We start from the raw sequence: 25,409 nt of genomic DNA, 5'->3' as shown, positions 1-25,409 counted from the left end.
GTAGAAGATTAAGCTAAATCTTTGACGCCTCGTAAATCTCTTCAATAGAAGCATTGATAGTATTAGCAAACTCTGCGTCACTTTGTTGCTTGCTTAAACCTTCGGTAAAAGCACGCGAGAAACTGGCAATCATACCGGGGTTTTGTTTCAATTTTTCGCAAGCATCATAACGACTATAACCACCAGACAATGCCACCACTTTTAGTACTTTTGGATGGTCAACCAACTCTTGATAAAAGCCCTCTTCTTCTGGCAAGGTCAGTTTTAGCATCACTTGATGACCGTCGTTTAAGCGCTCAAGATTATGCAAAATACTGGTTTTAAGGATGATTTCGCAATCATGTTTTTTGCTACTGTTGATATCTACTTCAGGCTCAACAATAGGCATCAAACCTTTGGATATAATCTGCTTTGCCACATCAAACTGCTGCTGCACGACTAGCTCAATCCCATCGACACTTGGCTCATAAATAACTGAACGCATCTTAGTGCCAAATACCGGATAGTTTTTAGCTTTGTCCAATAAAGCATCTAGATTAGGTATCGGACGCATCACTTGCACGCCATCCATGTGCTCAGCCAACCCCTTATCCACCTTTAAAAAAGGCACGATATTTTTATCTTCCCATAGGTAGTTGGCCGTCGGCTTGCCATTGACCTCGCGCTCCATGGTATCTTCAAATAAAATCGCGCCAAGGACACGCTCATTATCAAAAGCATCACAAGTCATGATACGGGCGCGCATCTCATGTACCAAGTCAAACATGGTTTCATCGTTGTCATAAGCATCGCCGCTAACGCCGTAATTTTCTAGCGCTTTTGGCGTACTGCCACCGCTTTGATCAAGGGCGGCGATAAAACCTGAACCATTTTTGATACGCTGTAGTTGTTTTTCGTATTCCATTGAGTAGATATCCTATCCTAATTAATAAGGGTCAAACATTATTATAATAAGTCAATCAGCCCGCAGCTAACGTGAGCTTGACTATAAATAACCTTAACATAGGACATGGCGCGTGCCTATCGTTGATAAGTTAAAATTTTACTCATTTAAACGCACGTAGTTAAACCAAAAACAATACTGCCACACAGCAAATTGCCAATAATAAACCGACGATATTGATACGATTAGCTGCTCTTTAAACACACCGACGCCAATCAACGTTGCCACCGCAATCACACCGACGTTCATACCCGTAAAGACGATGCTTGGCGACTCAGACAATACTTGATGGGCACGGACATAAGCATAAATATTGCCCATATTTAGCGCGCCAAGTAATAATCCTGCGCTAAGGGCATTACCCTGCCAGCGGACGCGTGTGACAAGCAGGTAAACGAGTAGCAGCAATCCTGCCAACCCAAACGTCACAAATAAGGTTAAAGGAAAAGCCGCCCCTTGCTTGGCAACTTGTTTAAACAAGATATCAATAACGCCATAACCTAACCAAACGCCAAACAGCCATAGCGGCGTCTGCTTTGCTTGGGTATTTATAATTCCATGCTGCGGGCGATAGACCAAAGCAGCAAGTGCCAAAAACCCTAACACTAGCCCAAGGACTCGCGTACCTGTCAGTACTTCGCCAAATAATAAAAAAGCGGCAACAATAGGAATAATAAGCGATAAACGCTGAGCGGCATCGGTTGCGACCATACCAACCGATTCAATCGCACGCCCAAGGATGATAAATACCGCCGGCAATAACACCCCAAGCGCAATAATGATGCCCCATGCCTCACCAAGTGCGCCGATGCTACTGACATCTGGTTTTAATAACACCCAAGTTAATAAAAATGCCACGGGATATCCCGCCACGATGGTTTGGCGAATATCGATATTTTTTTGGCGTAGTATTTTTAAAAGTACGGAAACAGCGACGCTACAGAGCACCGCTATTATGAGATACATCATTAAGGTCATCCTTGTTAAATTACAATCTGGCATGTTTATTATTGGCATTTAAGACAGCTATCAGTATAGACTTTACCTTGTACTCTATTACTGTTTAAGCTTCCACTGACCTTTAACTATTAGATAGTGCTTAGAAAAAAACTGCTAAATCAAATAAAACCCTAGAATGTAACAAAATATTTCTTACAGAGCAATCTATTTATCTTGCTGGTTTTTAGTATTGTTTATTTAATATGGATGACTCATGCTCGATACAGTCATAAAGAATCGGCAAAATCATCAAGTCAAATCACCAAGTCAAATCACCAAGTCAATAATTAAGATAGAGCTGAGTATTAACGATACCCTGCAGCTTACAATTAGCATGCAGCCATTAGAGTGAAGTTTGTTAAAATAACCAACAATCCTAATCACAAAAGTAAAGATTCAAGATAGCACCTTATCGTGCTTATTTTGGCGTACTGCTATTGATGCTTTATCACTGCCTATGAATGCTCTATTTCGTTTCTTTGAAACTCGTCTGCCCGCCTTTCCCGATACGCCTATGCCGCTGCCATCCCCAAGTGATGGCATGCTAAAGTTTTTGTGGGCCTGTACCAAAGGTCTGCGCGGTTGGCTATTGCTGTTTATGATTTTGTCTGCCGGTATCGGTATCTACGAGGCCATGTTATTTGCGTGGATTGGCAATATCGTCGATTGGCTTGGGGTATATACCCCGCAAAATCTGTGGGCAGAAAAAGGCGATGTGCTGCTCATGATGTTGGCCGTGATGATTGTCAGTCCACTCTGGATTGCCTTGTCATCGTTTATTCATTTTCAAACCTTGCAAGGCGTTTTTCCGATGCAAATGCGCTGGCGTTTTCATCAGCGCATGCTTGGGCAGTCGATGCAGTTTTATCAAGACGAATTCTCTGGTCGCGTATCAGCTAAAGTGATGCAAACGGCGTTGGCAGTGCGTGATACTGTGATGACGGTCACCGATATGTTTATGTATGTCGCCGTCTACTTTATTACCACCGGTGTGATTTTATTTAATTTAGACAGCTTGTTATTAATCCCATTTATCGCTTGGTTCGTCTTAGTGTGGCTGGCGATGTGGTACTTTATTCCCAAACTGAAACAAACAGCGATTGTACAAGCCGATGCCCGCGCTTTAATGACGGGACGCATAACCGATGCTTATGCCAATATTATGACGGTAAAGCTATTTAGTCATTCACGCCGCGAGCTTGGTTATGCCAAAAACGCCATGGGGCAGTTTTTAGGCACGGTCCATGCACAAATGCGCTGGGTCAGTTATTTAGAAGTATCGACCCATTTAATTAGTGTGGTTCTAGTCAGCTCGACTGCTGGTATCAGCTTGTATTTATGGCAACAAGGCGCGGTCGGTGTTGGGGCAATTGCTGCAGCGACAGCGATGGCTCTGCGCTTAAACGGTCTGACGCGCTGGATTATGTGGCAAACTGCCAGTTTGTTTGAAAGTATTGGTACGGTACAAGACGGCATGCGCACTCTATCAGCGCCGCAAACCATCGTTGATAAACCAAACGCGCCCGCACTTAAAGTCACTGAGGGTCGTATCGTCTTTGACCACGTTGATTTTAGTTATGAAGGCGAAGACGATGACACAGGTTTAAATACTAATACATCAGGCAAACGTTTTGATGATGTTAATAGCGATGACACCGACTTAGCGAATAATACTTCATACGCCAAGCTACTCGATAATTTTTATTTAGATATCAAACCGGGTGAGAAAATCGGTTTGGTCGGGCGTTCTGGTGCGGGTAAATCAACCTTGGTTAACCTTCTCTTACGCTTTTTTGATGTTGATAAAGGTAAAGTCTATATCGATGGGCAAGCGATTGATGAAGTTACGCAAGAATCGTTACGTCAGCAAATCGGTATGGTTACCCAAGATACCTCATTATTACATCGTACCGTCCGTGAAAACATCGCCTACGGTCGTCCTGACGCAACCGATGAGGAAATCATTACGGCTGCTAAGCAAGCCCAAGCATGGGACTTTATAGAAGGCTTGTATGATGATAAGGGCAATACTGGTCTTGATACCCAAGTCGGCGAGCGCGGTGTTAAGCTGTCTGGCGGTCAACGTCAGCGCATTGCTATCTCGCGCGTCATGCTTAAAAACGCACCGATTTTATTGTTAGATGAGGCGACCAGTGCGCTTGATTCTGAGATTGAATTTGCCATTACTGAAAGCCTAAATGACATCATGACGGGCAAAACCGTTATTGCGATTGCCCATAGACTTTCTACCATTGCCGCCCTTGATAGACTGGTCGTCATGGATAAAGGGCATATCATCGAGCAAGGCAGCCATGATGAGCTATTGGCGTTAAATGGCGTTTATGCCCGTTTATGGCAGCGTCAAAGTGGTGGCTTCTTAGGTGAAGACAGCTAATAAGAATTCTATGACAAAAGCTAATGATAGAAGTTAATAATAAAGGTTAAAAAACCGTCACAAGGAAGTTTTATTCTTATGGAAGCATTTACCAAGCGTATTAATATCGATGGCAAACAAGCACGCTACTATGATTTGCAGCCGCTGAATTTGTCAGAAGAACCGGGTTCTCTTAAACGCCAGCCTGCCCATTTTTATGGCGGCAATAGTTTCACCGTTGGTACTTATGCACCTTTATTAAATGAGTTAGCAATGGATTTTGATTTATCGGCATTGGCGCTACGGGGTTATTGGTATGACAAACCGCAAGCGCCGCGTCTGACCCGTGAGCAAGATGCCGATATACTGATTGAGTTTTTAGAGAAAACCCAAGACAACCCTATCGTTGGTATTGGGCATTCACAAGGGGCGACCGCCACCGCCATAGCAGCGGCCAAACGCCCTGACCTCTTCTCTCAGCTATACCTTATCGAGCCTGTCACCTTTACGAAAAAGCAAGCCACTATTTATAACTTGCTGCCACGTCAATTTTTGCTAAGCCGTGAACCCTTTAAAAGTACGCTAACCAAGCAATCTACTTGGGCAAGTATCGATGATTACTATGAGAGTTTACGCGCGCAACGTGCTTATAAACGTATCAGTGATGAGCATCTAAAGGTATTTTCTGAGCAAAGCTTGTCTGCTAACGATGATGGCAGCTATAGCTTGATATTCGCCCCCGAGCAAGAGCTTGCCAATTATTTTGGTGCGCCCCATATCGATGCCGCATTAAAAAAACTTAGCTGTCCTTATACCCTAATCACGGGCAAACCGACCTTATTTATCAATGATAAAGTACGTAAACAATGGCAGAAATTTGTCCCTGATGGCAGCGTTATCTCCTTGCCAGACTACGGCCATCTATTACCGATGGAAGCGCCTGAATTGTGTGCGCAGATTATCAATGAACATTATAAGAGCGCTAAATAAGATGAGCGATATGAGTTATGACTGACCTTTTTGCGCCTGCGCCGACTGATAATTTATTGCCTTATGATGGCAAGGTAAATGATTTAGGCGTCGTGATTGATTACCCAAGTGCCTTATATTATGCCTTATTAACGACGCTACCTTGGCAGCCTGATATCGTAACGCTATTTGGCAAAACGCATGTCACCACTCGTCAGATAGTATGGATGGGCGATAGTGATGCCAGTTATCAATACTCGGGGCACACGCGTCAAGCCATTGCATGGACAGATTCAGTGTTTCATGTGAAACATCATATTGAACAGCAACTATTAAAAATCGGTATCAATGCTGAGTTTAATTCTTGTTTGCTCAACTACTATCCATCTGGCGATGACGGGATGGGCTATCATGCAGACGATGAAAAAGAGCTTGGTCATCAGCCAGTTATTGCCTCTTTGTCACTGGGTGCCACGCGCAAGTTTGTCTTTAAGCATAAAAAAACTCAAGATAAAGTCGAGCTTTATCTTGAGTCCGGTCAGCTTATCGTCATGCATGGTGCTACGCAACAATATTGGAAGCATAGCATTACTAAAACCAAAACAGTCGATGAAGGGCGTATTAGCTTAACCTTCCGGCAAATGGCATTAAATTAAGCAAGGTTGGCTTAGCTTGCTTTTAGCACAATCTTACCAAAGGTATTACCTTTTTCTAGCTCGCGGTGAGCAGCCACTACTTCAGATAATGGATACGTTTGCTGAATTTGTAAGGTCAGCTTGCCATCGGCAACAAGCTGTAAAACCCGTGCCATATCTTCCCCACTACGCTGCGCTTTATAACCTGCTACCTTTAAGCTTTTTTGACTACCCGCTGCTTTGAGTTTATCAACCCAAATTGTTGGTAAGACATTGACGCGGCCGCCAGATTTTATAACGCTCAGGGCGCGTACGCCCGCATCATCACCAACCAAGTCTAGGAGCACATCGGCTTGTAAGTCAGGAAAAGTGTCGTCTTTGGTATAATCAATCCAACCAGCCAGCTTATTTTTATCTATTAAGCCACCCAGTTTGTCATACTTCTCAGGTGAGCAAATAACGGTTACTTTTACATCATCTTGCGTCACTTTATCCATCAATAGCTGAATAGCCAAATGGCCAACACCGCCGGCTGGCGCATTGATAACAACCTGCTCACCGTTTTTAATATCAGCAAACTCGACAAATTGTAGCGCCGTTTGTCCAATACAAGGTAGCGCGCCTGCTTGCTGCAAAGTGACTGACTCAGGTACTTTTGCCAATAAGTTGGCATCGACCGCGACATACTCTGCATAACCGCCACCGTCGAAGGTCAATGCAGCGACTTGCTCACCGACAGCAAACTCATCGCTAGTACTTTTAACCACGATACCGGCGACATCACAGCCTAAAATAGCCGGCTCGTTCTTATCGAACTTGTCTTTTTGAATCGCCTCAGCGCCCCAACCTTTACCTTGACGGGTTTTGTAATCGACAGGATTGATACCAGCATAAGCGATTTTTATCAATACTTGATTGTCGGTTAATTCAGGAATAGCCACGCCATCTTGATATATCATGACTTCAGGCTCGCCAAATTCACGTATAAGAGCGGCATGTTGCGTCGTTGGTATTTTTTTATCAGACATGATTGATCATCCTTGTATTATTCTCATATTTTTTTTGATTAGTTTATAACCTTTTTAACTAACAGATTTTTTTAGATAACAGTTTTTTAAATAATAGCTGCTTTGATTACTGATTTCTTTACTTACCAACTTGTAATGCTAAGGCAATGCCAACTCGGCACTAAGCGGCAGATGATCCGATAATGTAGACCACGGTTTGCCGGTATGTACCCAAGCATCCTTCACCCTCAGGTTACGCACGTAAATACGGTCCAAACTTAGCACCGGCAGTTTGGCAGGAAAGGTCGGTAATAATTTACCATGACAATGTTTAAATGCTTCGGTCATGCCTAAGCTCGATGCGAGTCGGTCGCAAGACATTTTCTTCCAGTCATTAAAATCACCCGCCAATATCAAAGGTTGGTCAGGCGCAATCTCATTACGCACATAATTGGAAATGGCTTCATATTGTTTGATACGATCGCGCTCAAAAAGGTTTAGATGAGCGCATAACACCACAACTGGCATCTCCCACCCTATCGGCTGCACCTCGCAGTGCAGAACACCGCGCTGTTCAAGCTTATTAACCGTGATATTGACATTATGTTTGGGATCAAGCGGAAAACGACTTAGGACGGCATTACCATGATGACCATTTTCATATTCTGAATTTTTACCATAGCTGTTTTGCAGTTGCAAATATTCACCAAACCATTCATGTTGGGATTGGTCAGGGTATTCGTTATATTGCATATTGCGCTTCAGATTTTGACCTTGTACTTCTTGAAGACAGAGTATGTCGGAGCCAATGATATCAAGCGCTTGGGCAATACCTTGTATTTTGACCTCCCGATTCATCGGCGACATGCCTTTGTGAATGTTATAACTGGTCAAAACAAAAGAGGCGGTGTTATTCATAAATTTATCAGTCATAGACTCATGGTTCATAGAGTAAAGGTTAAAAACGATGTTAAGTAAGCACATCATTAAGTCAAAAAGAACAGCTCTTATAAAGCAGCTCTTATTTAATGGTTAATTATAATAATTAAGAAATAAAAGCTTATTAAAAATAGTGATGGTACTAATAATTATAGTGATTCATGCAAAAAGAGCATTGATTCATATCGAACCAATGCTCCCATATTATACCTATGTTGTAACGATGGCTAATTCATTAACGAATATCAGCAATCGATTAATAGCGCGTTACCAGAGCAATTGGCTGATCTGCACCCATAATATCTTGTGGCATAAAGACCGCTTTACCACCATTATGAATGACATGCTCGATGATTTCACCAATCGCATCATCGGTAACACCTTCTGCCGTCGCATCATCTGCCATACTCAAGGTTTGTGCTTTTTCATCAATCTTCGCAGGTTGCATATAACCGCGACGGATATATAACGTCTCGCCTACACCCTGAAATGCACTGCGATAGACTTCTTGTAAATCCGTCTGCAGCATATTTGCACCGCGCGCTTTATCAATCTCACCCAAGGCAGCTTGATGTAATGAGGTGCGATAGCCCTCTACCGCTTCTTGTACGCTATCAACGATATGCTGGGCACTGCCTTCTTCTAACTTGGTCGCGTTTGAAACCGTGGCAATAATATTTTCTGGACGGTCACAGATATCTTTATAATAACCGATATTTTTGGCATCACCAACGATGACAAGTGGCATTTTATTCTCGCCCCATATCTCTTGCACGCTTTTATCTACTTGGTTAAAGAAGGCTTTTAGATAACTGCTTTCGTTGTTCGCTGAGCGATCTGAACCGCCGTCACTGGTATTATAAAGACCGTTATTTTCGATAGGGAATGGGATATTTTCCATATTATTTTGTGCATCATCGTCTTTATCAAATTCTTTGATAACACGGTCATTAGACGCTTCAATCAAACGGGCATTATCACGGGTCAATACCACCGTATAATAATGAACCGCACTTGCCATATCTCGCACCAAGTCGCGCGTGGCAAAACGGTCTGAAATAATGACACGCTCTTTGGTATCAATCGGCATACGGATAACTTGGACATCGTCAGTACTGGCAAATATCGCCAACGTATCTAAATTATAATTGTGGTTAAAATCGCTGGTTTTATTTTTGATATTTTCTAATATAGTGGTCGCGGTACGCTTATCATACTCATTGGTTAAGCGCTCTTCGACGACTTTTAATTGGTTTTTTAGGGCGATAGGGTCTTTTTCATTATCAGGATGCTCACGGTGCGTTTTGACAAAAATACTCACGGCTGGATTGGCTTTTGTCTCACGTAAACTTTTTAGAGTTGCTTTCATAAATACTGCTCCTTGTTTTATTATCATTGGTTTGCGCGTTAAAATAGATTTTTTATATTTATTGGTTATCTTAGAAACTGCTTTTATTAAAAATTGCTTTTAAAAGTCATCAATCTATAGTTATTCTTAAAATCCGTTTGAGCGGTTTAAACAATACCTATTAATACCCTTTTTAATCAATTTACTCAAGTATTTCAGGTAGTAGAAAAATCCATTTTTGCTATTCCCTTACTATGATGCTAACAATTTAACCCCACTGCCTATAGGGTTAATTTGCAAGCAAATGATGGCGCTTTGTAAGTGAAGCTTAATTAACTTTAAGTATAGGCGATAATTGAAGTAATGATAGTTATCAATAATGACAGTGATAGTCAAGATATCGCTATCGACCATAATCTCATAAGCGCACGAATTTAAAACGATATCTGCCGAATTGGGTTGTATTCCAAGCGATTGATACCCATCTTTTAGATACCCTATATAACAACCCTTGTATAACAATACTCGCCATTAATAATAATTCTCTCATTACTATTGGATACTTTTATGACCTCTATTTCTGCAAATTTACGCCTTGTCGATTTTGACAATGTCGCACCAGACACCTTACAAAACCAAGTTATCAGTGCCATCGATACTGCCAATGCCTTTTTAGATAATATGAGCGCAGACAACGATAGCAATAACGGCTCGACTGATATCAATGCTGAGCAAGCACTGGCCGATATCATGACCTTTGACCATATCAATCTTGCTTTAGATCGCAGTTGGGGGATTTTGTCGCACCTTAATAGCGTGATGAGTAATGACGAAATCCGTCATGTCCATCACGAGCTGCTACCCAAACTGTCTGCTTATGGCACACGAGTAGGACAGCATCAACCGTTATTTAATCGTTATCAAACTATCGTCAATGATACAGCGTTTTTTGCCGCGCTTGAGCCAGCACGATCGCGTGCTATTGAGCTTGCGCTACGTAGCTTTGAGCTATCAGGTGTTGCACTGCCAAAAGCTGAACAGGAAAAGTTTGCTGCTATCCAAAGCGAGCTGTCAACCTTATCAGCAACATTCTCAGACCATATATTGGACGCCACCCAAGCGTATGCCCTAGCGCTTAAACCAGAGCAATTAGCCGGTCTAACCGAAAGTGGACTGGCGCTCTTGGCTGATGCGGGCGAACAATATAAAGCTCGCGAGCTTGCCAGCGCTGCGCTCACCCAAGCAGAAATCGATGCTTTGCCGACGCCTTATTATGTTGCCAGCTTAAACATCCCCGTTTACCTTGCTGTCATGACCCATGCCGATGACCGCAATCTGCGTGAAACGCTTTACCGCGCTTATGTTACCCGCGCCTCTGAGTTTGATAAGCACAGCAATGCCAAAGGTGAGTCGCTCAATAATGCCGACATCATGAGTCAAATCCTACAATTACGGGTGCAAAAGGCCAAGCTATTAGGTTTTGATAATTATGCAGAAGTTTCGCTATCGACCAAAATGGCAGATAGTGTAACGGAAGTTGAAACCTTTTTACGGGATTTGGCTGAGCAAGCGACCCCAGCGGCTAAGCAAGATTTAGCACAGCTGCAAAAGTATGCGCAGGATTATGGTATTGACGAGCTACAGCCGTGGGACAGCGCTTATGTCGCTGAAAAAGTAAAACAAAGCGAGTTCAGCTTATCGCAAGAAGAGATTCGCCCGTATTTCCCACTGCCAAAAGTGATTAGCGGATTATTTGCTATCGTCGAGCGTTTATACGGTATCAAAGTACAAGAGCACAGTGAATCTGTATCACGCTGGCACGATGAGGTAAGTTTTTATCAGTTATTTGATGCTGATGATAACTTGCTTGGTGGTTTTTACTTTGACTTATTTGCCCGTAGTGGCAAACGTGGCGGCGCTTGGATGAGTGGTTTTCAGTCGCGTTATACCTATGCTGAGCAAAACCATGAGCAGCTGCCTGTATGCTTTATGGTCGGCAACTTCACCCCTGCCCTCGATGGCAAACCAAGCTTATTGACCCACGATGAAGTATTGACCTTGTTCCACGAGTTTGGTCATGGTCTACATCATTTATTAACCCAAGTGACCGTTAGTGATGTTGCTGGCGTTAATGGCGTTGAATGGGATGCAGTTGAGCTACCTAGTCAATTTATGGAAAACTGGGCATGGGATGCCGAAGGTATTGCGCTGATTAGTAGTCATGTCGAAACTGGCGAGCCATTACCGAAAGACAAACTTGAGGCGCTATTGGCGGTGAAAAACTTCCAGAGCGGCATGCAAACCTTACGTCAAATAGAATTTGCCCTCTTTGACTTATTGATTCATGCGCAGACGCCAGCGCTTGATTATGATGGTATCCTTGCGACGCTAAATACCGTGCGCGATGATATTGCTATCATGCAGACACCTGACTATAACCGCTTTGCTAATGGCTTTAGTCATATTTTTGCCGGTGGTTATGCGGCAGGTTATTACTCGTATAAATGGGCAGAGCTGTTATCAGCAGATGCCTTTAGTAAGTTTGAAGAAGACGGTATTTTTAACCCAATAACGGGTAAAGCTTTCCGTGAGACCATCTTATCAGTGGGTGGTAGTTTCCCTGCCAAGACCAACTTTGAGAACTTCCGTGGTCGCAGCGCCAGCATTGATGCGTTATTACGTCATAGCGGTTTTGATAATGCTAAAAATGACGATGCTGCCAATACTGAAAGCAATGCCCAAACCACGCGCGAGGTTATCTAAATGCGCTATCAATCATCAACCCCAAAACGTCGGTTTTTAGCGGGCGTTCGTTGCCCGAAATGTCAGGCGATGGATGCGGTGGTGCAAGTCAATATCGTCGAGCCTGCGCCAGATGAGTATATCGAATGTACTAAGTGCGGACATGCGGAGCATCGCCCTGACCCTGATGTAATCAGTGCCAAAAATCATGCAGAAGACCAAATCGCTCGTGATGCAATGGTGACCGGCACCAGCGGTACGGTCAAGTTCAAACCATAAGTAACAAAATCCGTATCGTCAAGCCTTAATAGCTACTAGCCTATCTAATGATATATATCCAGTTAGATAGGCTTTTTATTTTGAGTTTGTTATAGTATGCCTACTTATACTTTTAACATAAATCGACCCTTTTATGAATAAAAAACAAATACGTCCTTTACCCGTTAAGACACTAAAAAAACAACCTAATAAATCACGAAAAAAATGGTTGCCAATCATTATCTTGGCAGCACTATTAATTGGTTATTTGGTTTGGAAAAATAGTTCGCCTGACACTAATACCTCGCCTATCGAAAGCACGCCAACGCCTACCGAGCAAAATAGCGCTGCGCAATCAGATACTACGTCCTTAGATAATAACGCGTTAGATACAAGTGCGTCGATTTCAGATACCGATGCTGCTAGCACAGATAGTCAGACCCCTGATCCCGACGCTATCTTAAACGCGCCTTTACCAGAAACAGATAGCTTAGCGAAAGAAGAAATTGATCGCTTAGCGGACGAGCGTAAACGCTTAGCAGAACAAGAAAAGCTAGCGGCTGAGCAATTGACAATGAATAAACAGCTGACAGAGATGAAGGCTGAGCAAATCGCCTTGCTCGAGGAACAAATTGCTCAGTTAGAAGCCGCTGAAGGGGCTAAAACCAGCGCAAAATAATAACATTTTTATAAAGGGGCTAATAAATGGCACATCTACAACCTACCCATGCCCCTATTTTAAATAGCAGCGCTCAGTTGCTGATACTGCCTGTGAATAACGCTGGTATCCTTTTAGACCCTATCCTTACACGAAGCAAAAACCTATATCCAGACAATTACCAACGCTACTATCGGGCTTGCCGTGATGGTAGCCTAATGGTCGGTAGTTGTTTAATGCATAAACGCTCACGCGAGCAAGCGGGACTTGGCGTCAGCAGTAATGGCAACCAACCTAGCCATATTGCCAATCTTGTTATATCAGACCACCCCTATCATCCAAGCAGAACTCGTTGGCTGACCGCAGCTTTAGTCGATTTGCAACAGCAGCTGATACCTTTAATACGTTATCAAGGGATTCGTAGGGTTGCCCTATTAGCGCGTCCGCTTATCTCTAGTCATGCGCAAAACGGTTCTGCTCAAAATAATGATATTGACAACGCCGAATTAGCAAGATCAATTGCTCCAGATTGGCATAGCGATATCCTGCCCCTTGTCGCCCATCATCTACAAGATTTACCCAATTTGCGCATCGATATTCACCTTCCTAAAGACATCAACATATAGATTATTCTCTCATTGTCATTATTTTTTGAGCGCATAAAAAAACCGCCTTGATTGCTAATTATCAGCAACCAAAGCGGTTTTTTAGATTTAACTAGGTTAAGTTACGTCAAATATCGAGGATTAGCTTTGCTCGATACCTTTCATAGTCAGTTTGATACGACCACGGTTATCAACGTCTTGTACCAATACTTTAACGATTTGACCTTCTTTTAGATAGTCAGATACGTTTTCTACGCGCTCGTCTGCGATTTGCGAGATATGCACGAGGCCGTCAGTGTTTGGCAGTACGTTAACGAATGCGCCGAAGTCGACGATACGAGCAACCGTACCTTCATAAGTTTTACCAACTTCCACTTCTGCGGTGATTGCTTCGATTTTACCGATAGCCGCTTTGGTTGCTGCTTTGTTTTCACCAAAGATACGAATCGTACCAGCGTCATCGATATCGATAACCGCGCCAGTTTCTTCGGTTAACTGACGAATCGTTGCGCCGCCTTTACCGATGATATCACGGATCTTGTCAGGGTTGATTTCGATAACCGCATAGTTAGGCGCATGGGCGTTGATTTCAGTACGGCTTGCAGGCAATACTTTGTTCATCGCATCTAAGATATGGATACGGCCAGCATGGGCTTGCTTAAGCGCTTGCTCCATGATATCGGCGGTAATACCTTCGATTTTGATATCCATCTGTAGTGCTGTTATACCGTCTTTTGAACCCGCTACTTTAAAGTCCATGTCACCAAGATGATCTTCATCACCTAGGATGTCAGACAATACCGCAAAGCGCTCGCCTTCTTTAACCAGACCCATCGCGATACCAGCAACCGGTGCTTTTAATGGTACGCCAGCGTCCATCAATGCCAAGCTTGCGCCGCAAACCGAAGCCATTGAAGATGAACCGTTTGATTCAGTGATTTCTGATACCACACGAATCACATACGGGAAGCGTTCGCTATCTGGAAGCATCGCTTCAACACCGCGGCGCGCTAGGCGACCATGACCGATTTCACGACGTTTTGGAATGCCTTCACGACCGGTTTCACCGACTGAGAAATGTGGGAAGTTATAATGCAACATGAAATGGTCACGAATCGTACCAGCCAATGAATCAATCATGTTTACATCACGCGTGTTACCAAGCGTAGTAGTCACTAATGCTTGCGTTTCACCGCGGGTAAATAGTGCTGAACCATGGGTAAATGGTAATACGCCTACTTGGACATCTAGAGCACGAACGGTCTCAAGATCACGGCCATCAATACGTGGCTTACCTGACAAGATATTGTCACGAACAGTGCGGTATTTTAGGTCATTGTAAATCTCTTTTAGCTCAGAAACAGTATCATTATAAGTTTCTGCTTCCGTATCACCCGCCAATGCATCGATAATGGCTTGTTTGATTTCATCAAGCTTGGTGTAGCGTTCTTGCTTATCGGTGATGGTATAAGCGTCAGCAACTTGCTCACCAAACTGCGCTTTCATGCTGGTCTCTAACGCTTGATCGCGAACAGGTACAGTATACTCTTGCTTAGCAGTACCAATTTCTGCGGCCATTGACGCAATGTTATCGATAACGATTTGTTGTTGCTGATGACCGTATAAAACCGCCCCTAGCATTTGGTCTTCAGACAACTCTTTTGCTTCTGATTCAACCATCAAAACGGCAGATTTAGTACCAGCAACCACTAAGTCAAGGTCGCTCTCTTTAAGCTGCTCAAGCGTTGGGTTAAGAACGTATTCACCATTAATAAAGCCAACACGGGCAGCAGCCACAGGACCATTAAAGGGCGCATCAGAGATAGCGAGTGCTGCTGAAGCACCAATTAGCGCAGCAATATCTGCAGACTGGCTCTTGTCTGATGAAACAACCGTTGCCGTGATTTGAATCTCGTTCACATAGCCTTCAGGGAACAATGGACGAATCGGACGGTCAATCAGGCGCGAGGTTAGCGTTTCAGCTTCGCTGGCACGGCCTTCACGTTTGCCATAAGCACCAGGGATTTTACCGGCTGCATACATTTTTTCTTGATAGTTGACGGTCAATGGAAAGAAGTTTTGACCTTCTTTAGCATCAGACTTTACCACGGCTGCTACTAGTACAGACACGCCGCCCATGTGGACTAAAATAGAGTTTGCTTGACGAGCGATACGGCCCGTTTCGATAACGACCTGCTGGTCGCCGTATTGGAATTCACGCTTAATGGTATTAAACATTGTCATATAATTTTCCTAATATTGACTGACGAAAGTGATATCAGCGCTATAACAAGCTGATATCTGTCATTTAAAATTCTTTGGATGTAGCCGCTAATTTAGCTACTAACTGGCAGTGATTCAGTTAAAAACTGCGTCAATTAGCGCGGGTTTCATCATCTATATATCTGATGCATCTGCAATTTATTTAAAATAGAGCACGTACTTCTGATATGTTGCTTGTTTACATTCGGTCTTGTGCCAATCTGGTCTTATTTAATTCTGGTTTTTTATACTTACAATTAAAGGGGTTACCAAATCAAAATACCTTAGCATCCGATACGGCACTGTTTGCTGCGTATCTTTAGTAAAATACTTACAGTGTCTTCCATGCCGTCTAAACAGTCATCAGCTAATGGTAAGCTATACAAATATTTGCGTGCCAGTATGTCTCTAAAACGCACAAGGCATTATTTTACAGTGATTTATAACCATTGACCAATGAAATACAAAACCGTCTGTTTACTCATAATGACCACTCAATAGCTGCTCATAAATCATTTTTACGCTGCAATCATCGTATGGCATACGCTTTTAGTATTTAAGCCCAGCGCACAAGCCAATGCACCATCCTAATAAGCATAAAAAAACGGCGTGAAACTATTCCACACCGTCTTTAGAAAAAATCTATTTTATCGAGTTCAACAAGCAAGTTCCAAATGGTTTGGCAAAAAATCTAAAATCTTGCCACATTCTGGCATATTCTATATTAGCGACCACTCGTACTATTGTCGCCAAATTAACGACGTAGACCTAATTGGCTAATAAGGGTGGTATAGCGACCAAGATCTTTACCTTTTAGGTAGTCAAGTAGTTTACGACGCGTGTTAACCATACGGATAAGACCGCGACGGCTATGATGGTCAGCTTTGTGTGCTTTAAAATGGTTTTGTAAGTCATTAATACGCGCACTTAACAAAGCTACTTGAACTTCTGGTGAGCCTGTGTCGTTTTCGCCACGTTGGTACTGAGCAATGATTTGTTCGCGATCGGTATTAGTTAGCATAAATCTCTCCGGCAATGCTGTAAGCGCCAAGATGTACTTAACATTTAAGCATCAAGGTGCAATAGAATAATAAATAAAATAGTTTGACCGTCATTCAGGACAACCCTGCATTACTAGAGTTGACCTAGTGTACGACAAACTTATCAATGATAACGTTTATTTAAATACGGCTTAGAGTAAGATAAAACATCCGTTAACTTAGACTTGCGTCCAAGCAAAGATAAGCTCTATCTAAAACGATATTTAAATATGACAGCGATTATAACAAAAAACTGCTGAACTAGCAGCAGTTTTTTATAGAAGATTTATAGTTTAACTTTTAAAGATGCAGAGGCTAGCAGTGATAGCTATAAACTTATAATAGCTTAATTTTTAACGTCATCTTGCGTGGCAGTACCACCAAGGGCATCGTCATCAAGCGGCGCTGTCGTTGCTTCTGCTAGGCTATCAGGACTAGTACTCTCACTAGGATTGATATCTTCCGCCTGCTGTTTAATTTTCTGCTCTTGTGCATCTAAATGTTTTTCTGAATCAGTCATAGTAACTCCTAATTATAATTATTCTTTGTATTTACTAAGCATTTACGGTTATTAATATTTACGGTTACTAATATAGCGACTAAAGTAATAGCCCTTTGCTAACGATAAAGCATTGGCAAATTAACTATTTTTCTTCTTTAGCATCTTTTAAATTATCGGCAATACGCTCGGCAGCGGCTTCTGAATCTTCGGTATGATTATCTTCAGTTTGACCTTTTAATGCCGCTTTTGCTGATTCAGAACGTTGTTGCTCAAATTTGGTATCGTTTGGGTTAGAGTTTGACATAATAGCTTCCTTTTTATGATTGTCATTGATGATAGAAATTAATTTATATTTGCAGCATTTACTGTGACGCAATGACTTGCTATTTCACTGACTGCTAGCTGCTAAATCTCGTGACTAAGATAATGCCTTATCAATAGCGGCAACGAAGTCTGTGATATCGTCTGGATTACGTGAAGTAATCAGATTACCGTCTACTTGCACGCTTTTATCTACGAAAGTTGCACCAGCGTTTTCTAAATCTAGCTGTAATGTATGATAGGCGGTCAGCGTTTTACCTTTAGCTATACCAGTATTAATCAGCGCCCAAGGTGCATGGCAGATTACCGCTAGGGGCTTACCAGCCTCGTTGATGGCATTGATAATGGTATGTGCTTCTTTATTGCCGCGTATGGTATCGGCATTGACCGTCCCACCTGGCAACACTAACGCATCATAATCAGCAACTTCGGCGTCTTTAGCAAATATATCAGCCGTAAAGGTAGCGCCTTTATTAACATCCTGCTGCATCGCTTGGACTTGTTTGTCTTTATTGGTGGTAATTAAAAGGGTTTTATAGCCTTTTTCTTTTAACTGGTTATTTACCTCTTCGTATTCAGCTTGTTCGAAGTTATTGTGTAATAAAAAGGCAATGGTTTTCATAATAATCCTTATGCTTTAATTCATACGTTATGCTTTAATTCGTACGTTGATTCGTTAATTTTATTACTTTTTATATGCATCTTTAATTATTGTCTTTAATTTAAAATCTAAGATTTATATTAGTTAATGTCTTTTTATTTTTATAGAGACAGCTTTTTATAATTATATTTCAATAAATAATGATTTTAATTATTCTTATCATCCTATTATTTTTATATCCTTGTCGTGCTTTCCTTAGCTGACTTAACTAAGGTACAAAAAAAGCAGGTTTCACTATAGGCGAAACCTGCAATTAAATGTGACGATATGTGATTAGTGTAAACTCTTAGTAAGCTTTACCTAGTTTCAGTTAAGCTGCTTTGAAAAGCTACATCATAACTGAATCAGCTTTTTAGGTTGTAGTCGACCGTTTAAACTTACCGCGCCTAGGCCAATAAACTGCCCTTGCTCATTTACTAGACGGATATCTACCGGTATTTCATAAGGCAACAAAGCCTCACTATCACTACCTTTATCATCATCGCCATTTTTTTGAGTAACGCTATTCTCATCATGGCTATGCTGTTGCTCGACGGTAGCTGAAATATAGCTTCGTAAATCGTCGGTTAGCTGCTCGATAACATTTAGGCGCTGACCCATTTGTACACGGGCGCACTGTTCAGCGGTCAATGCAAGCTCAGCCTCAAGGTTGATGCAGGCATCCACGGGCAATAAATGCGCCTGACGTCCATCCAAAGCCAACGTTTCTAAATCCGCCAAAGCAATCGCAGCGTCAATATGAAAGTCGCCGACTTGGACACGTCGTAGAGCGGTCAGATGCCCTAATGTGCCTAGCACTTTGGCAATATCTTCTGCTAATACGCGCACGTATGTACCTTTAGAACAAGTGACCGTTAACTGGAGTTGCTTAGCGTCTATCTCTGTTAAGTCGATTGCTTTGATAACAATATCTCGTGGTGGGCGATCAATCTCGATACCCGCGCGTGCGTACTCATATAGCTTCTTGCCATCTTTTTTTAACGCCGAATACATCGGTGGAATCTGCTGCTGAGCACCCAAAAACTGCTGCGCAACCTCTTCTAACCTCGCTGCATCAAATGATGGAATGACTTCTTGAGCGACAATCTGCCCGTCGGCATCACCCGTATCTGTCTGGCTACCCAATAGAATGGTTGCTTGATAAGATTTATCGGCAGCAAGTTGGTAGTGACTAAACTTAGTGGCTTCACCTAGACAAATAGGTAATAAACCGGTTGCCATCGGATCAAGCGTCCCCGTATGACCGGCTTTTTTACTGTCATGATTGGGCGACTTAAACAGGTATTTTACCTTTGACACCACTTGCTGTGAGGTCATACCTTGAGGTTTATCCACTAAAATCACGCCATTGACTTTTATCTTATCAGGCATCTTATTGTTCTTGGTAGCAGCTATCGACATAATGGCTTTTACTCTTGTATTTCTTGCTCATCAGATTCATTTTGCTCAGTTTTAATGACGGCTTTACTAATCAAGTCCATCATATAGTTACCACGAGCAGTGACTTCATCATAATGGAAACGTAGGCGCGGCGTAGTGCGAGTTTTTAGACTGTGGCTGAGCTCAGTACGCAAAAAGCCAGCAGCTTTATTAAGGACTTTAATACTGTCTTCATGGTTAGATTTAGTCATAGCATCGTTGAGCTCAGGCTCCATAATGGTGACATAAATATCAGCGTAGCCCAAGTCTGGGCTGACTTTAACACTAGAGATAGTGACAAAACCCGTCAAACGCGGGTCATTGACGGCATCACGGATAAGGACAGCAAGCTCACGCTGAATCTGATCTGCTAGGCGTTGTAAACGTTGGTTCATGTTATTACCCTGTTGGTCATACGACTTATTTTTATTGATTAAAATACGACTTTTTATTAAAAAATATCGTTCAAAAACACAGGTCTTTATAGCTAATAAACTGTTATAAAAAGACGCAGTTTTTGATAAAAAAGGCCTAGCAGGGTGTACCTGTTAGGCCTAAGTACAGCTGAATAGTAACAAGCTATCCAATTGACTCTATTATTTAAATCATAGAACAATTGGATAACTTTATTATCATGCAACCAATTTAGATTGTACGTTCGAACTCTTGGATTTCAAAGACTTCGATTTTATCGCCAGCTTCGACGTCATAACCACGAACGGCCAGACCACATTCCATACCGGTACGTACTTCATTGACGTCTTCTTTATAGCGACGTAATGATTGCAATTGACCAGTAAAGATAACTTGGTCATCACGCAATACGCGGATAGGTTTGTTGCGATAAATAGTACCTTCAACCACCATACAACCAGCAGCTGCACCAAATTTACTAGAGCGGAACACTTCACGAACGTCTGCAACACCCAAGATTTTCTCACGATGTTCAGGTGCAAGCATACCGCTCATCGCTGCTTTAACATCATCAATCAAGCCATAGATAACACTATAATAGCGGATATCCATTTTAGCAGCGTCAGCTTTACGGCGGGCGGTTGCATCTGCACGGACGTTGAAACCTAACAATACCGCTTCACTAGATTCTGCTAATGTCACATCAGACTCAGAGATTGGACCAACCCCTGAGCTAATGACTCTGACTTTAACTTCATCAGTTGATAGCTCATTTAATGCAGCAAGTAAGGCTTCAAGCGAACCACGAACATCAGTTTTTAGTACGATATTCAAGAATGACACATCGCCTTGTTCCATCTGATCGAACATGCTCTCTAGACGCATGGCGTTCTGACGCTCAAGCTGACGCTCACGCTCACGATTGGTTCTAAAGTCAGCCACTTCACGGGCTTTTTTCTCGTCGGTTAAGACTAAGAATTCGCTACCAGCGGCTGGCGTTTCAGGCAATCCTAAGATTTCTACTGGAATAGAAGGACCTGCTGATTGAATACGCTTGCCATGTTCATCGGTCATCGCACGAACTTTACCGTAATGCTCGCCTGCTAATACTAAGTCGCCTTGTTTCAAGGTACCTTTTTTGACAAGGACACTAACAACCGGACCGCGACCTTTTTCAAGTCTTGACTCAATAACCACACCTTGAGCAGCACCATCTAACGGCGCTTCTAGCTCCATCAGTTCAGCTTGTAGGCTAATAAGCTCTAATAGCTCATCAATACCATCACCTGTTTTGGCTGAGATACGAGCCATTGGAGTATCGCCGCCCCACTCTTCTGAAACCACTTCTTTAGCAGTCAATTCATTAAGGACGCGATCAGGATCGGCACTTGGCTTATCCATCTTGTTGATAGCAACAATGATAGGTGTACCAGCAGCGCGCGCATGATCAATCGCTTCTTCCGTTTGTGGCATCATGCCATCATCAGCAGCGACCACAACTACAACGATATCCGTCGCTTGTGCACCGCGTGAACGCATGGCACTAAAGGCTGCGTGACCCGGGGTATCAAGGAAGGTAATAACACCGCGACCAGTTTTCACATGATAAGCACCGATATGCTGGGTAATGCCACCGGCTTCGCCAGTTGCAACCTTAGTTTCACGGATTTTATCTAATAGTGAAGTTTTACCATGGTCAACGTGACCCATAATAGTAACAACTGGTGGACGCGTTTGCACGTTACTGCTGCGCTCATCAACTGCATCTTGTAGATCGTCTTCAACTTTAGTATCACTAACTGGTACTGGGTTGTGACCCATTTCTTCAACGATCAGACTGGCTGTCGCTTGATCAATGGTATCTTCTTCGCGAGCAATTTCACCCATTTTCATGAGTAATTTGGTCACTTCGCGAGCTTTAACCGCCATACGCTGCGCCAAATCAGAAACAGTAATGTGTTCACTGATTTCGACATCATAAATGATTTTATCGAGTGGCTTTTCAAACTTATGCTGTGAGGCTTGCGTTGAACGTAAACCGTTTTTGCGGTTTTTAATTTCACGCTCATCTTGGTTCTTACGACGACCACGACCACGGGCACTAGTACTACTGGTACCGCGTTTGATTTCACGACGTTCTTTTTCGAATGACTCTTCTAAAGCGTCACCGACCAAACCTTCTGCTAATGGCTCATCTTTACGAACTTCAGTAGCAGGCTGATCGGTATATTTACCAGCCATTTTGCGCATTTGCTCAAGCGTACGCTTTTGAGCTTCTTCGGCTTGCGCGCGGCGTGTTTCGGTTTCGATTTCACGTAGACGTGCTTCTTCTTTCTCACGCGCTTCGCGAGCTTTACGCTCAACAGCCGTTTCGACTTTTGGTTTCGTCGCTGCAACTTTTTTCTTCGGTTGGTCTTTTGGCTTAACTTCTACCGCCGTTTTACCACCCTTTTTCACAACCACTGAGGTTGAGATATCGTCGTTCTTATCGTCTGACTTTTTGCTAGAGCCCAAGCTTGCACGCATCGCTGCTAAGGTCGCTGCTTGACGTTCTTCAGCTTTTTTCTTAGTAGCCGCACGTTCTTCAGCGTCTTTAGTAGCACGCTCTTGTGCCTCAATCATTGCTTGCTCGCGAGCAGCCAACTCTTCAGCCATTTTTTCTGGGTCAGGTTTTTCGAATACTTTCTTTTTACGCACTTCCACATTGACGCTCTTAGATTTACCTGAAGAGCCAGTCACGCGCGCGGTGCTAGTCGTTTTAGATTTAAGACTAATACGACGCTTTTCTTGCTGACCATGACTTTGCTTTAAATACGTCACCAACTTCTCTTGCTCAAGCTCGGTGACTAGGTCACCCTCTGCGCGAGCAGGCAGTCCAGCGTCTACCAGTTGCTGTTGTACAGCACTTGCGGTTTTGCCTACCATATCTGCCAGTTCTTTGACGGTCTTATCTGCCATTTATTATCACCTACTGTCTATTATTTGCTATATGTTCAATTCAGTTGTTGGCTACAAATGATTGGGTTAAGGCTGGTGTGTATTGAATTTAACTATCTTACGTCGCACCAGCCCTTATTATCGATAGCATATCACTAAAAGACAGCGATATGCAGTTACCGCTTATTCATTGAACCAAGATTCCCGAGCTTTCATGATGAGTTTTCCTGCGGTTTCAGAGTCTAAACCTTCGATATCTTCTAAATCGAAGACGGCTTGTTCTGCCAAGTCATCCACGGTAATGATGTCTTTTTGCGCCATTTTATAAGCCCAACTGACCGTCATTCCTTCAAGATCTTGTAGTTCTTGACTTGGCTCTTTCATGTTCTGTTGTTTGACCAATTCATCGGCGATGACAACTTCTTTCGCACGCTCTTGAATCATGTCAATCGCTTCGTCGTCTAACCCTTCAATATCATAGAAAGTTTCGACAGGTACATAAGCGACTTCTTCAATACTGGTAAAACCGATATCGACAAGCGCTTGTGCTAAGTCTTTATCGACTTCTAGGCGCTCATAAAATAATTCAATAAAGGCTTTCGATTCGTTTGCTTGACGCTGCTGATACTCTTCTTCTAGCATCATATTAAGCTTATAGCCGGTTAATTCAGAAGCCAGACGAACGTTTTGACCCTGTGAGCCAATCGCGCGTGCCAACTGATCATTGGTGCTAAAGATAATATCTGCAGTTTTAGTGTCTTCATCTAAGATGATACTGCTAACGTCAGCTGGCTCTAAAGCGCTGATGATAAATTGGGCGGGATCATCCGACCATACCACCACATCAATACGCTCGCCATCAAGCTCTTGCTGTACGGCTTGGATACGTGTACCACGCATACCGATACAAGCACCGACGGGATCGATACGATGATCGTTGGTCTTCACGGCTATTTTAGCACGCGTACCCGGCAAGCGAGCAACGTTGCGAATTTCAATAATTTGTTCTGCAATCTCAGGCACTTCTTTTTGCATTAATGCTGAGAGCATTTCAGGATGGGTACGTGATAACAATAACTGGGCGCCGCGATTTTCACGGTTAACATGATATAAAATGGCATTGATGCGCGATTTTGCACGTAATTGCTCACGTGGCAGCATCTGATCACGTGATAAATAGCCTTCAGCGTTATCACCTAAATCAATGATATAACCATCGCGAGTCTGTTTTTTGACTTCGCCATACATCATCTCGCCAACACGTGGCTCAAACGCGTCTGCTACTAAATTGCGCTCCGCTTCACGGATTTTTTGGATGATAACTTGTTTGGCTTGAGTGGCAGCAATACGACCAAATTCGATTGATTCGATCTGCTCTTCTTTGATATCACCAATTGACCATTCATCTTGGTCAAGATCCGTAATCGCCAGCTGACAAGCAGGCATCTCATGGTCTTCATCCGCAACCACTGTCCAGTAACGATAAGTATCGTAATCGCCGGTTGCGCGGTCGATTGACACCCGCACTTCTACTTCCGGCTGATCGGTATATACTTTTTTCTTAGTGGATACCACCAAAGCATCTTCGATTGCTTCAAAGATATCTTCAGGATTTAAGCCCTTTTCATTACTGACAGTTTCTACTACCGTTAAGATTTCACGACTCATGCTATACCTGTCCTATCGTTTTATAATTGACTTAAACTTTATCGTTAGTGTGTTGACGCTATATTTTCACCGTCAGCCATAAGCTGCTTGGAGATTAAAATACCAATTTATAAGGAAGCTATTTTAAGAAAAACTGTTTTAAGAAAAGCTGTTTTAAAACCAGTCTTTAAGACTAAGCATCTTCATAAATCAGGTTGGCTTTATCAATATTGCTTAACGCAATCTCAAACTGCTCACCATCGGTAGCAGTCAGTTTTAACGTGGTCGCATCGATACTGTCTAAAGTACCGGTGGCTTTACGGCGTTTTTTATCGCCTTCGCCAATCGCTTGTATCAAACGTAAGCTCACTGTTTGACCCACGTAGGCATGCATTTGCTCATCTGAGAAGAACGCACGGTCAAAACCCGGTGACGACACTTCTAAAATATATTCGCCAGCAATCGGATCATGAACCTCAAGAATACCGCTCACTTGATGATTCACCGCTGCACAGTCCTCAATCGTTACTTGTTTATCTTGCGCTTGCTCTTCTGGCAATGCCTCAATATAAATGCGTAATAACGAGCGACGGCCTTGAGGTGCAAATTCAATACCCCATAGCGCCACATCACAAGCAGCAACTGCAGGAGCAATAATATTGGTCAGTTCTGTAACTTTTGTCGAAAGCTTCATAATCTATTTATCTTTTCCTATTCACTTCTCGAGCG

Annotated in this window: 21 protein-coding genes and 1 pseudogene; 7 read left to right on the top strand and 15 right to left on the bottom strand. The window is 42.8% G+C overall.

Annotation, left to right across the window (positions count from 1 at the left end; genetic code table 11):
* Positions 1–13: 13 nt before the first annotated feature.
* Both JMX94_RS06600 and JMX94_RS06595 read right to left on the bottom strand, forming a co-directional pair.
* On the bottom strand, positions 14–904 hold the full coding sequence (locus JMX94_RS06600) for a fructose bisphosphate aldolase (RefSeq protein WP_201564317.1): 891 nt from the start codon (positions 902–904) through the stop codon (positions 14–16).
* Between the two features lie 160 nt (positions 905–1,064).
* Positions 1,065–1,912, bottom strand: a pseudogene (locus JMX94_RS06595) (EamA/RhaT family transporter).
* A gap of 487 nt (positions 1,913–2,399) precedes the next feature.
* On the opposite strand from JMX94_RS06595, the gene JMX94_RS06590 reads away from it, so the two are divergent.
* From JMX94_RS06590 to JMX94_RS06580, 3 genes are all read left to right on the top strand, one after another.
* On the top strand, positions 2,400–4,337 hold the full coding sequence (locus JMX94_RS06590; RefSeq protein WP_201564315.1) for an ABC transporter ATP-binding protein: 1,938 nt from the start codon (positions 2,400–2,402) through the stop codon (positions 4,335–4,337).
* 78 nt (positions 4,338–4,415) lie between these two features.
* Positions 4,416–5,306 (top strand): alpha/beta fold hydrolase, encoded by an 891-nt coding sequence (locus JMX94_RS06585; protein WP_201564314.1) that lies wholly within the window; start codon positions 4,416–4,418, stop codon positions 5,304–5,306.
* A 17-nt stretch (positions 5,307–5,323) separates the two neighbouring features.
* Positions 5,324–5,941 (top strand): alpha-ketoglutarate-dependent dioxygenase AlkB, encoded by a 618-nt coding sequence (locus JMX94_RS06580; RefSeq protein ID WP_201564312.1) that lies wholly within the window; start codon positions 5,324–5,326, stop codon positions 5,939–5,941.
* 11 nt (positions 5,942–5,952) lie between these two features.
* On the opposite strand, the gene JMX94_RS06575 is transcribed toward JMX94_RS06580, so the two are convergent.
* From JMX94_RS06575 to JMX94_RS06565, 3 genes are all read right to left on the bottom strand, one after another.
* On the bottom strand, positions 5,953–6,948 hold the full coding sequence (locus JMX94_RS06575) for an NADP-dependent oxidoreductase (protein WP_201564310.1): 996 nt from the start codon (positions 6,946–6,948) through the stop codon (positions 5,953–5,955).
* 138 nt (positions 6,949–7,086) lie between these two features.
* On the bottom strand, positions 7,087–7,860 hold the full coding sequence (locus JMX94_RS06570; RefSeq protein ID WP_372829544.1) for an endonuclease/exonuclease/phosphatase family protein: 774 nt from the start codon (positions 7,858–7,860) through the stop codon (positions 7,087–7,089).
* A gap of 262 nt (positions 7,861–8,122) precedes the next feature.
* Positions 8,123–9,235, bottom strand: a complete 1,113-nt coding sequence (locus JMX94_RS06565) for a hypothetical protein (protein WP_201564308.1) — start codon at positions 9,233–9,235, stop codon at positions 8,123–8,125.
* 546 nt (positions 9,236–9,781) lie between these two features.
* On the opposite strand from JMX94_RS06565, the gene JMX94_RS06560 reads away from it, so the two are divergent.
* The 4 genes from JMX94_RS06560 (at position 9,782) to JMX94_RS06545 (ending at position 13,498) form a co-directional block, all read left to right on the top strand.
* Positions 9,782–11,977 (top strand): M3 family metallopeptidase, encoded by a 2,196-nt coding sequence (locus JMX94_RS06560; RefSeq protein ID WP_201564306.1) that lies wholly within the window; start codon positions 9,782–9,784, stop codon positions 11,975–11,977.
* Complete coding sequence (locus tag JMX94_RS06555) at positions 11,978–12,235, top strand: YheV family putative metal-binding protein (protein WP_201564304.1); 258 nt, start codon at positions 11,978–11,980, stop codon at positions 12,233–12,235. It begins immediately after the preceding gene.
* Between the two features lie 133 nt (positions 12,236–12,368).
* Positions 12,369–12,893, top strand: a complete 525-nt coding sequence (locus tag JMX94_RS06550; RefSeq protein WP_201564302.1) for a hypothetical protein — start codon at positions 12,369–12,371, stop codon at positions 12,891–12,893.
* 26 nt (positions 12,894–12,919) lie between these two features.
* The gene (locus JMX94_RS06545) at positions 12,920–13,498 is read left to right on the top strand and encodes a hypothetical protein (protein WP_201564300.1); all 579 of its coding nucleotides are present in this window, start codon (positions 12,920–12,922) and stop codon (positions 13,496–13,498) included.
* A 120-nt stretch (positions 13,499–13,618) separates the two neighbouring features.
* On the opposite strand, the gene pnp is transcribed toward JMX94_RS06545, so the two are convergent.
* From pnp to rimP, 10 genes are all read right to left on the bottom strand, one after another.
* Positions 13,619–15,721: a polyribonucleotide nucleotidyltransferase gene (gene pnp / locus JMX94_RS06540; protein WP_201564298.1), complete on the bottom strand. Its 2,103-nt coding sequence runs from the start codon at positions 15,719–15,721 to the stop codon at positions 13,619–13,621.
* A gap of 772 nt (positions 15,722–16,493) precedes the next feature.
* Positions 16,494–16,760 carry a 30S ribosomal protein S15 gene (gene rpsO, locus JMX94_RS06535; protein ID WP_045443035.1) on the bottom strand — a complete coding sequence of 89 codons (267 nt, stop codon included), beginning with the start codon at positions 16,758–16,760 and terminating at the stop codon, positions 16,494–16,496.
* Positions 16,761–17,125: 365 nt separating this feature from the next.
* Complete coding sequence (locus JMX94_RS06530; protein WP_201564296.1) at positions 17,126–17,299, bottom strand: hypothetical protein; 174 nt, start codon at positions 17,297–17,299, stop codon at positions 17,126–17,128.
* Positions 17,300–17,423: 124 nt separating this feature from the next.
* The gene (locus JMX94_RS06525) at positions 17,424–17,585 is read right to left on the bottom strand and encodes a hypothetical protein (protein WP_201564294.1); all 162 of its coding nucleotides are present in this window, start codon (positions 17,583–17,585) and stop codon (positions 17,424–17,426) included.
* A gap of 114 nt (positions 17,586–17,699) precedes the next feature.
* Positions 17,700–18,224: a type 1 glutamine amidotransferase domain-containing protein gene (locus JMX94_RS06520; protein ID WP_201564292.1), complete on the bottom strand. Its 525-nt coding sequence runs from the start codon at positions 18,222–18,224 to the stop codon at positions 17,700–17,702.
* Between the two features lie 372 nt (positions 18,225–18,596).
* Positions 18,597–19,664, bottom strand: coding sequence for a tRNA pseudouridine(55) synthase TruB (truB, locus tag JMX94_RS06515; RefSeq protein ID WP_201564290.1), 1,068 nt, complete (start codon positions 19,662–19,664; stop codon positions 18,597–18,599).
* Positions 19,665–19,672: 8 nt separating this feature from the next.
* Positions 19,673–20,077 carry a ribosome-binding factor A gene (locus JMX94_RS06510; protein WP_201564288.1) on the bottom strand — a complete coding sequence of 135 codons (405 nt, stop codon included), beginning with the start codon at positions 20,075–20,077 and terminating at the stop codon, positions 19,673–19,675.
* A gap of 250 nt (positions 20,078–20,327) precedes the next feature.
* Positions 20,328–23,054: a translation initiation factor IF-2 gene (infB, locus tag JMX94_RS06505; protein WP_201564286.1), complete on the bottom strand. Its 2,727-nt coding sequence runs from the start codon at positions 23,052–23,054 to the stop codon at positions 20,328–20,330.
* A 162-nt stretch (positions 23,055–23,216) separates the two neighbouring features.
* Complete coding sequence (gene nusA, locus JMX94_RS06500; RefSeq protein ID WP_149490341.1) at positions 23,217–24,701, bottom strand: transcription termination factor NusA; 1,485 nt, start codon at positions 24,699–24,701, stop codon at positions 23,217–23,219.
* A 172-nt stretch (positions 24,702–24,873) separates the two neighbouring features.
* Positions 24,874–25,374, bottom strand: a complete 501-nt coding sequence (gene rimP, locus JMX94_RS06495) for a ribosome maturation factor RimP (RefSeq protein WP_201564284.1) — start codon at positions 25,372–25,374, stop codon at positions 24,874–24,876.
* Positions 25,375–25,409: the final 35 nt, after the last annotated feature.

Source organism: Psychrobacter sp. CMS30 (assembly GCF_904846565.1).
Classification (GTDB): Bacteria; Pseudomonadota; Gammaproteobacteria; order Pseudomonadales; family Moraxellaceae; genus Psychrobacter; species Psychrobacter maritimus.
This window is presented reverse-complemented; position numbering and strand designations above follow the sequence as displayed.

Bases quoted from the DNA above. Each gene is read 5' to 3' on its own strand.
- infB (WP_201564286.1), bottom strand. From the start codon at position 23,054: ATGGCAGATAAGACCGTCAAAGAACTGGCAGATATGGTAGGCAAAACC.
- rimP (WP_201564284.1), bottom strand. From the start codon at position 25,374: ATGAAGCTTTCGACAAAAGTTACAGAACTGACCAATATTATTGCTCCT.
- JMX94_RS06575 (WP_201564310.1), bottom strand. From the start codon at position 6,948: ATGTCTGATAAAAAAATACCAACGACGCAACATGCCGCTCTTATACGT.
- JMX94_RS06580 (WP_201564312.1), top strand. From the start codon at position 5,324: ATGACTGACCTTTTTGCGCCTGCGCCGACTGATAATTTATTGCCTTAT.
- truB (WP_201564290.1), bottom strand. From the start codon at position 19,664: ATGTCGATAGCTGCTACCAAGAACAATAAGATGCCTGATAAGATAAAA.
- JMX94_RS06565 (WP_201564308.1), bottom strand. From the start codon at position 9,235: ATGAAAGCAACTCTAAAAAGTTTACGTGAGACAAAAGCCAATCCAGCC.
- JMX94_RS06550 (WP_201564302.1), top strand. From the start codon at position 12,369: ATGAATAAAAAACAAATACGTCCTTTACCCGTTAAGACACTAAAAAAA.
- nusA (WP_149490341.1), bottom strand. From the start codon at position 24,701: ATGAGTCGTGAAATCTTAACGGTAGTAGAAACTGTCAGTAATGAAAAG.
- JMX94_RS06600 (WP_201564317.1), bottom strand. From the start codon at position 904: ATGGAATACGAAAAACAACTACAGCGTATCAAAAATGGTTCAGGTTTT.
- pnp (WP_201564298.1), bottom strand. From the start codon at position 15,721: ATGACAATGTTTAATACCATTAAGCGTGAATTCCAATACGGCGACCAG.
- JMX94_RS06545 (WP_201564300.1), top strand. From the start codon at position 12,920: ATGGCACATCTACAACCTACCCATGCCCCTATTTTAAATAGCAGCGCT.
- JMX94_RS06520 (WP_201564292.1), bottom strand. From the start codon at position 18,224: ATGAAAACCATTGCCTTTTTATTACACAATAACTTCGAACAAGCTGAA.
- JMX94_RS06585 (WP_201564314.1), top strand. From the start codon at position 4,416: ATGGAAGCATTTACCAAGCGTATTAATATCGATGGCAAACAAGCACGC.
- JMX94_RS06560 (WP_201564306.1), top strand. From the start codon at position 9,782: ATGACCTCTATTTCTGCAAATTTACGCCTTGTCGATTTTGACAATGTC.
- JMX94_RS06510 (WP_201564288.1), bottom strand. From the start codon at position 20,077: ATGAACCAACGTTTACAACGCCTAGCAGATCAGATTCAGCGTGAGCTT.
- rpsO (WP_045443035.1), bottom strand. From the start codon at position 16,760: ATGCTAACTAATACCGATCGCGAACAAATCATTGCTCAGTACCAACGT.
- JMX94_RS06525 (WP_201564294.1), bottom strand. From the start codon at position 17,585: ATGTCAAACTCTAACCCAAACGATACCAAATTTGAGCAACAACGTTCT.
- JMX94_RS06555 (WP_201564304.1), top strand. From the start codon at position 11,978: ATGCGCTATCAATCATCAACCCCAAAACGTCGGTTTTTAGCGGGCGTT.
- JMX94_RS06570 (WP_372829544.1), bottom strand. From the start codon at position 7,860: ATGACTGATAAATTTATGAATAACACCGCCTCTTTTGTTTTGACCAGT.
- JMX94_RS06530 (WP_201564296.1), bottom strand. From the start codon at position 17,299: ATGACTGATTCAGAAAAACATTTAGATGCACAAGAGCAGAAAATTAAA.
- JMX94_RS06590 (WP_201564315.1), top strand. From the start codon at position 2,400: ATGAATGCTCTATTTCGTTTCTTTGAAACTCGTCTGCCCGCCTTTCCC.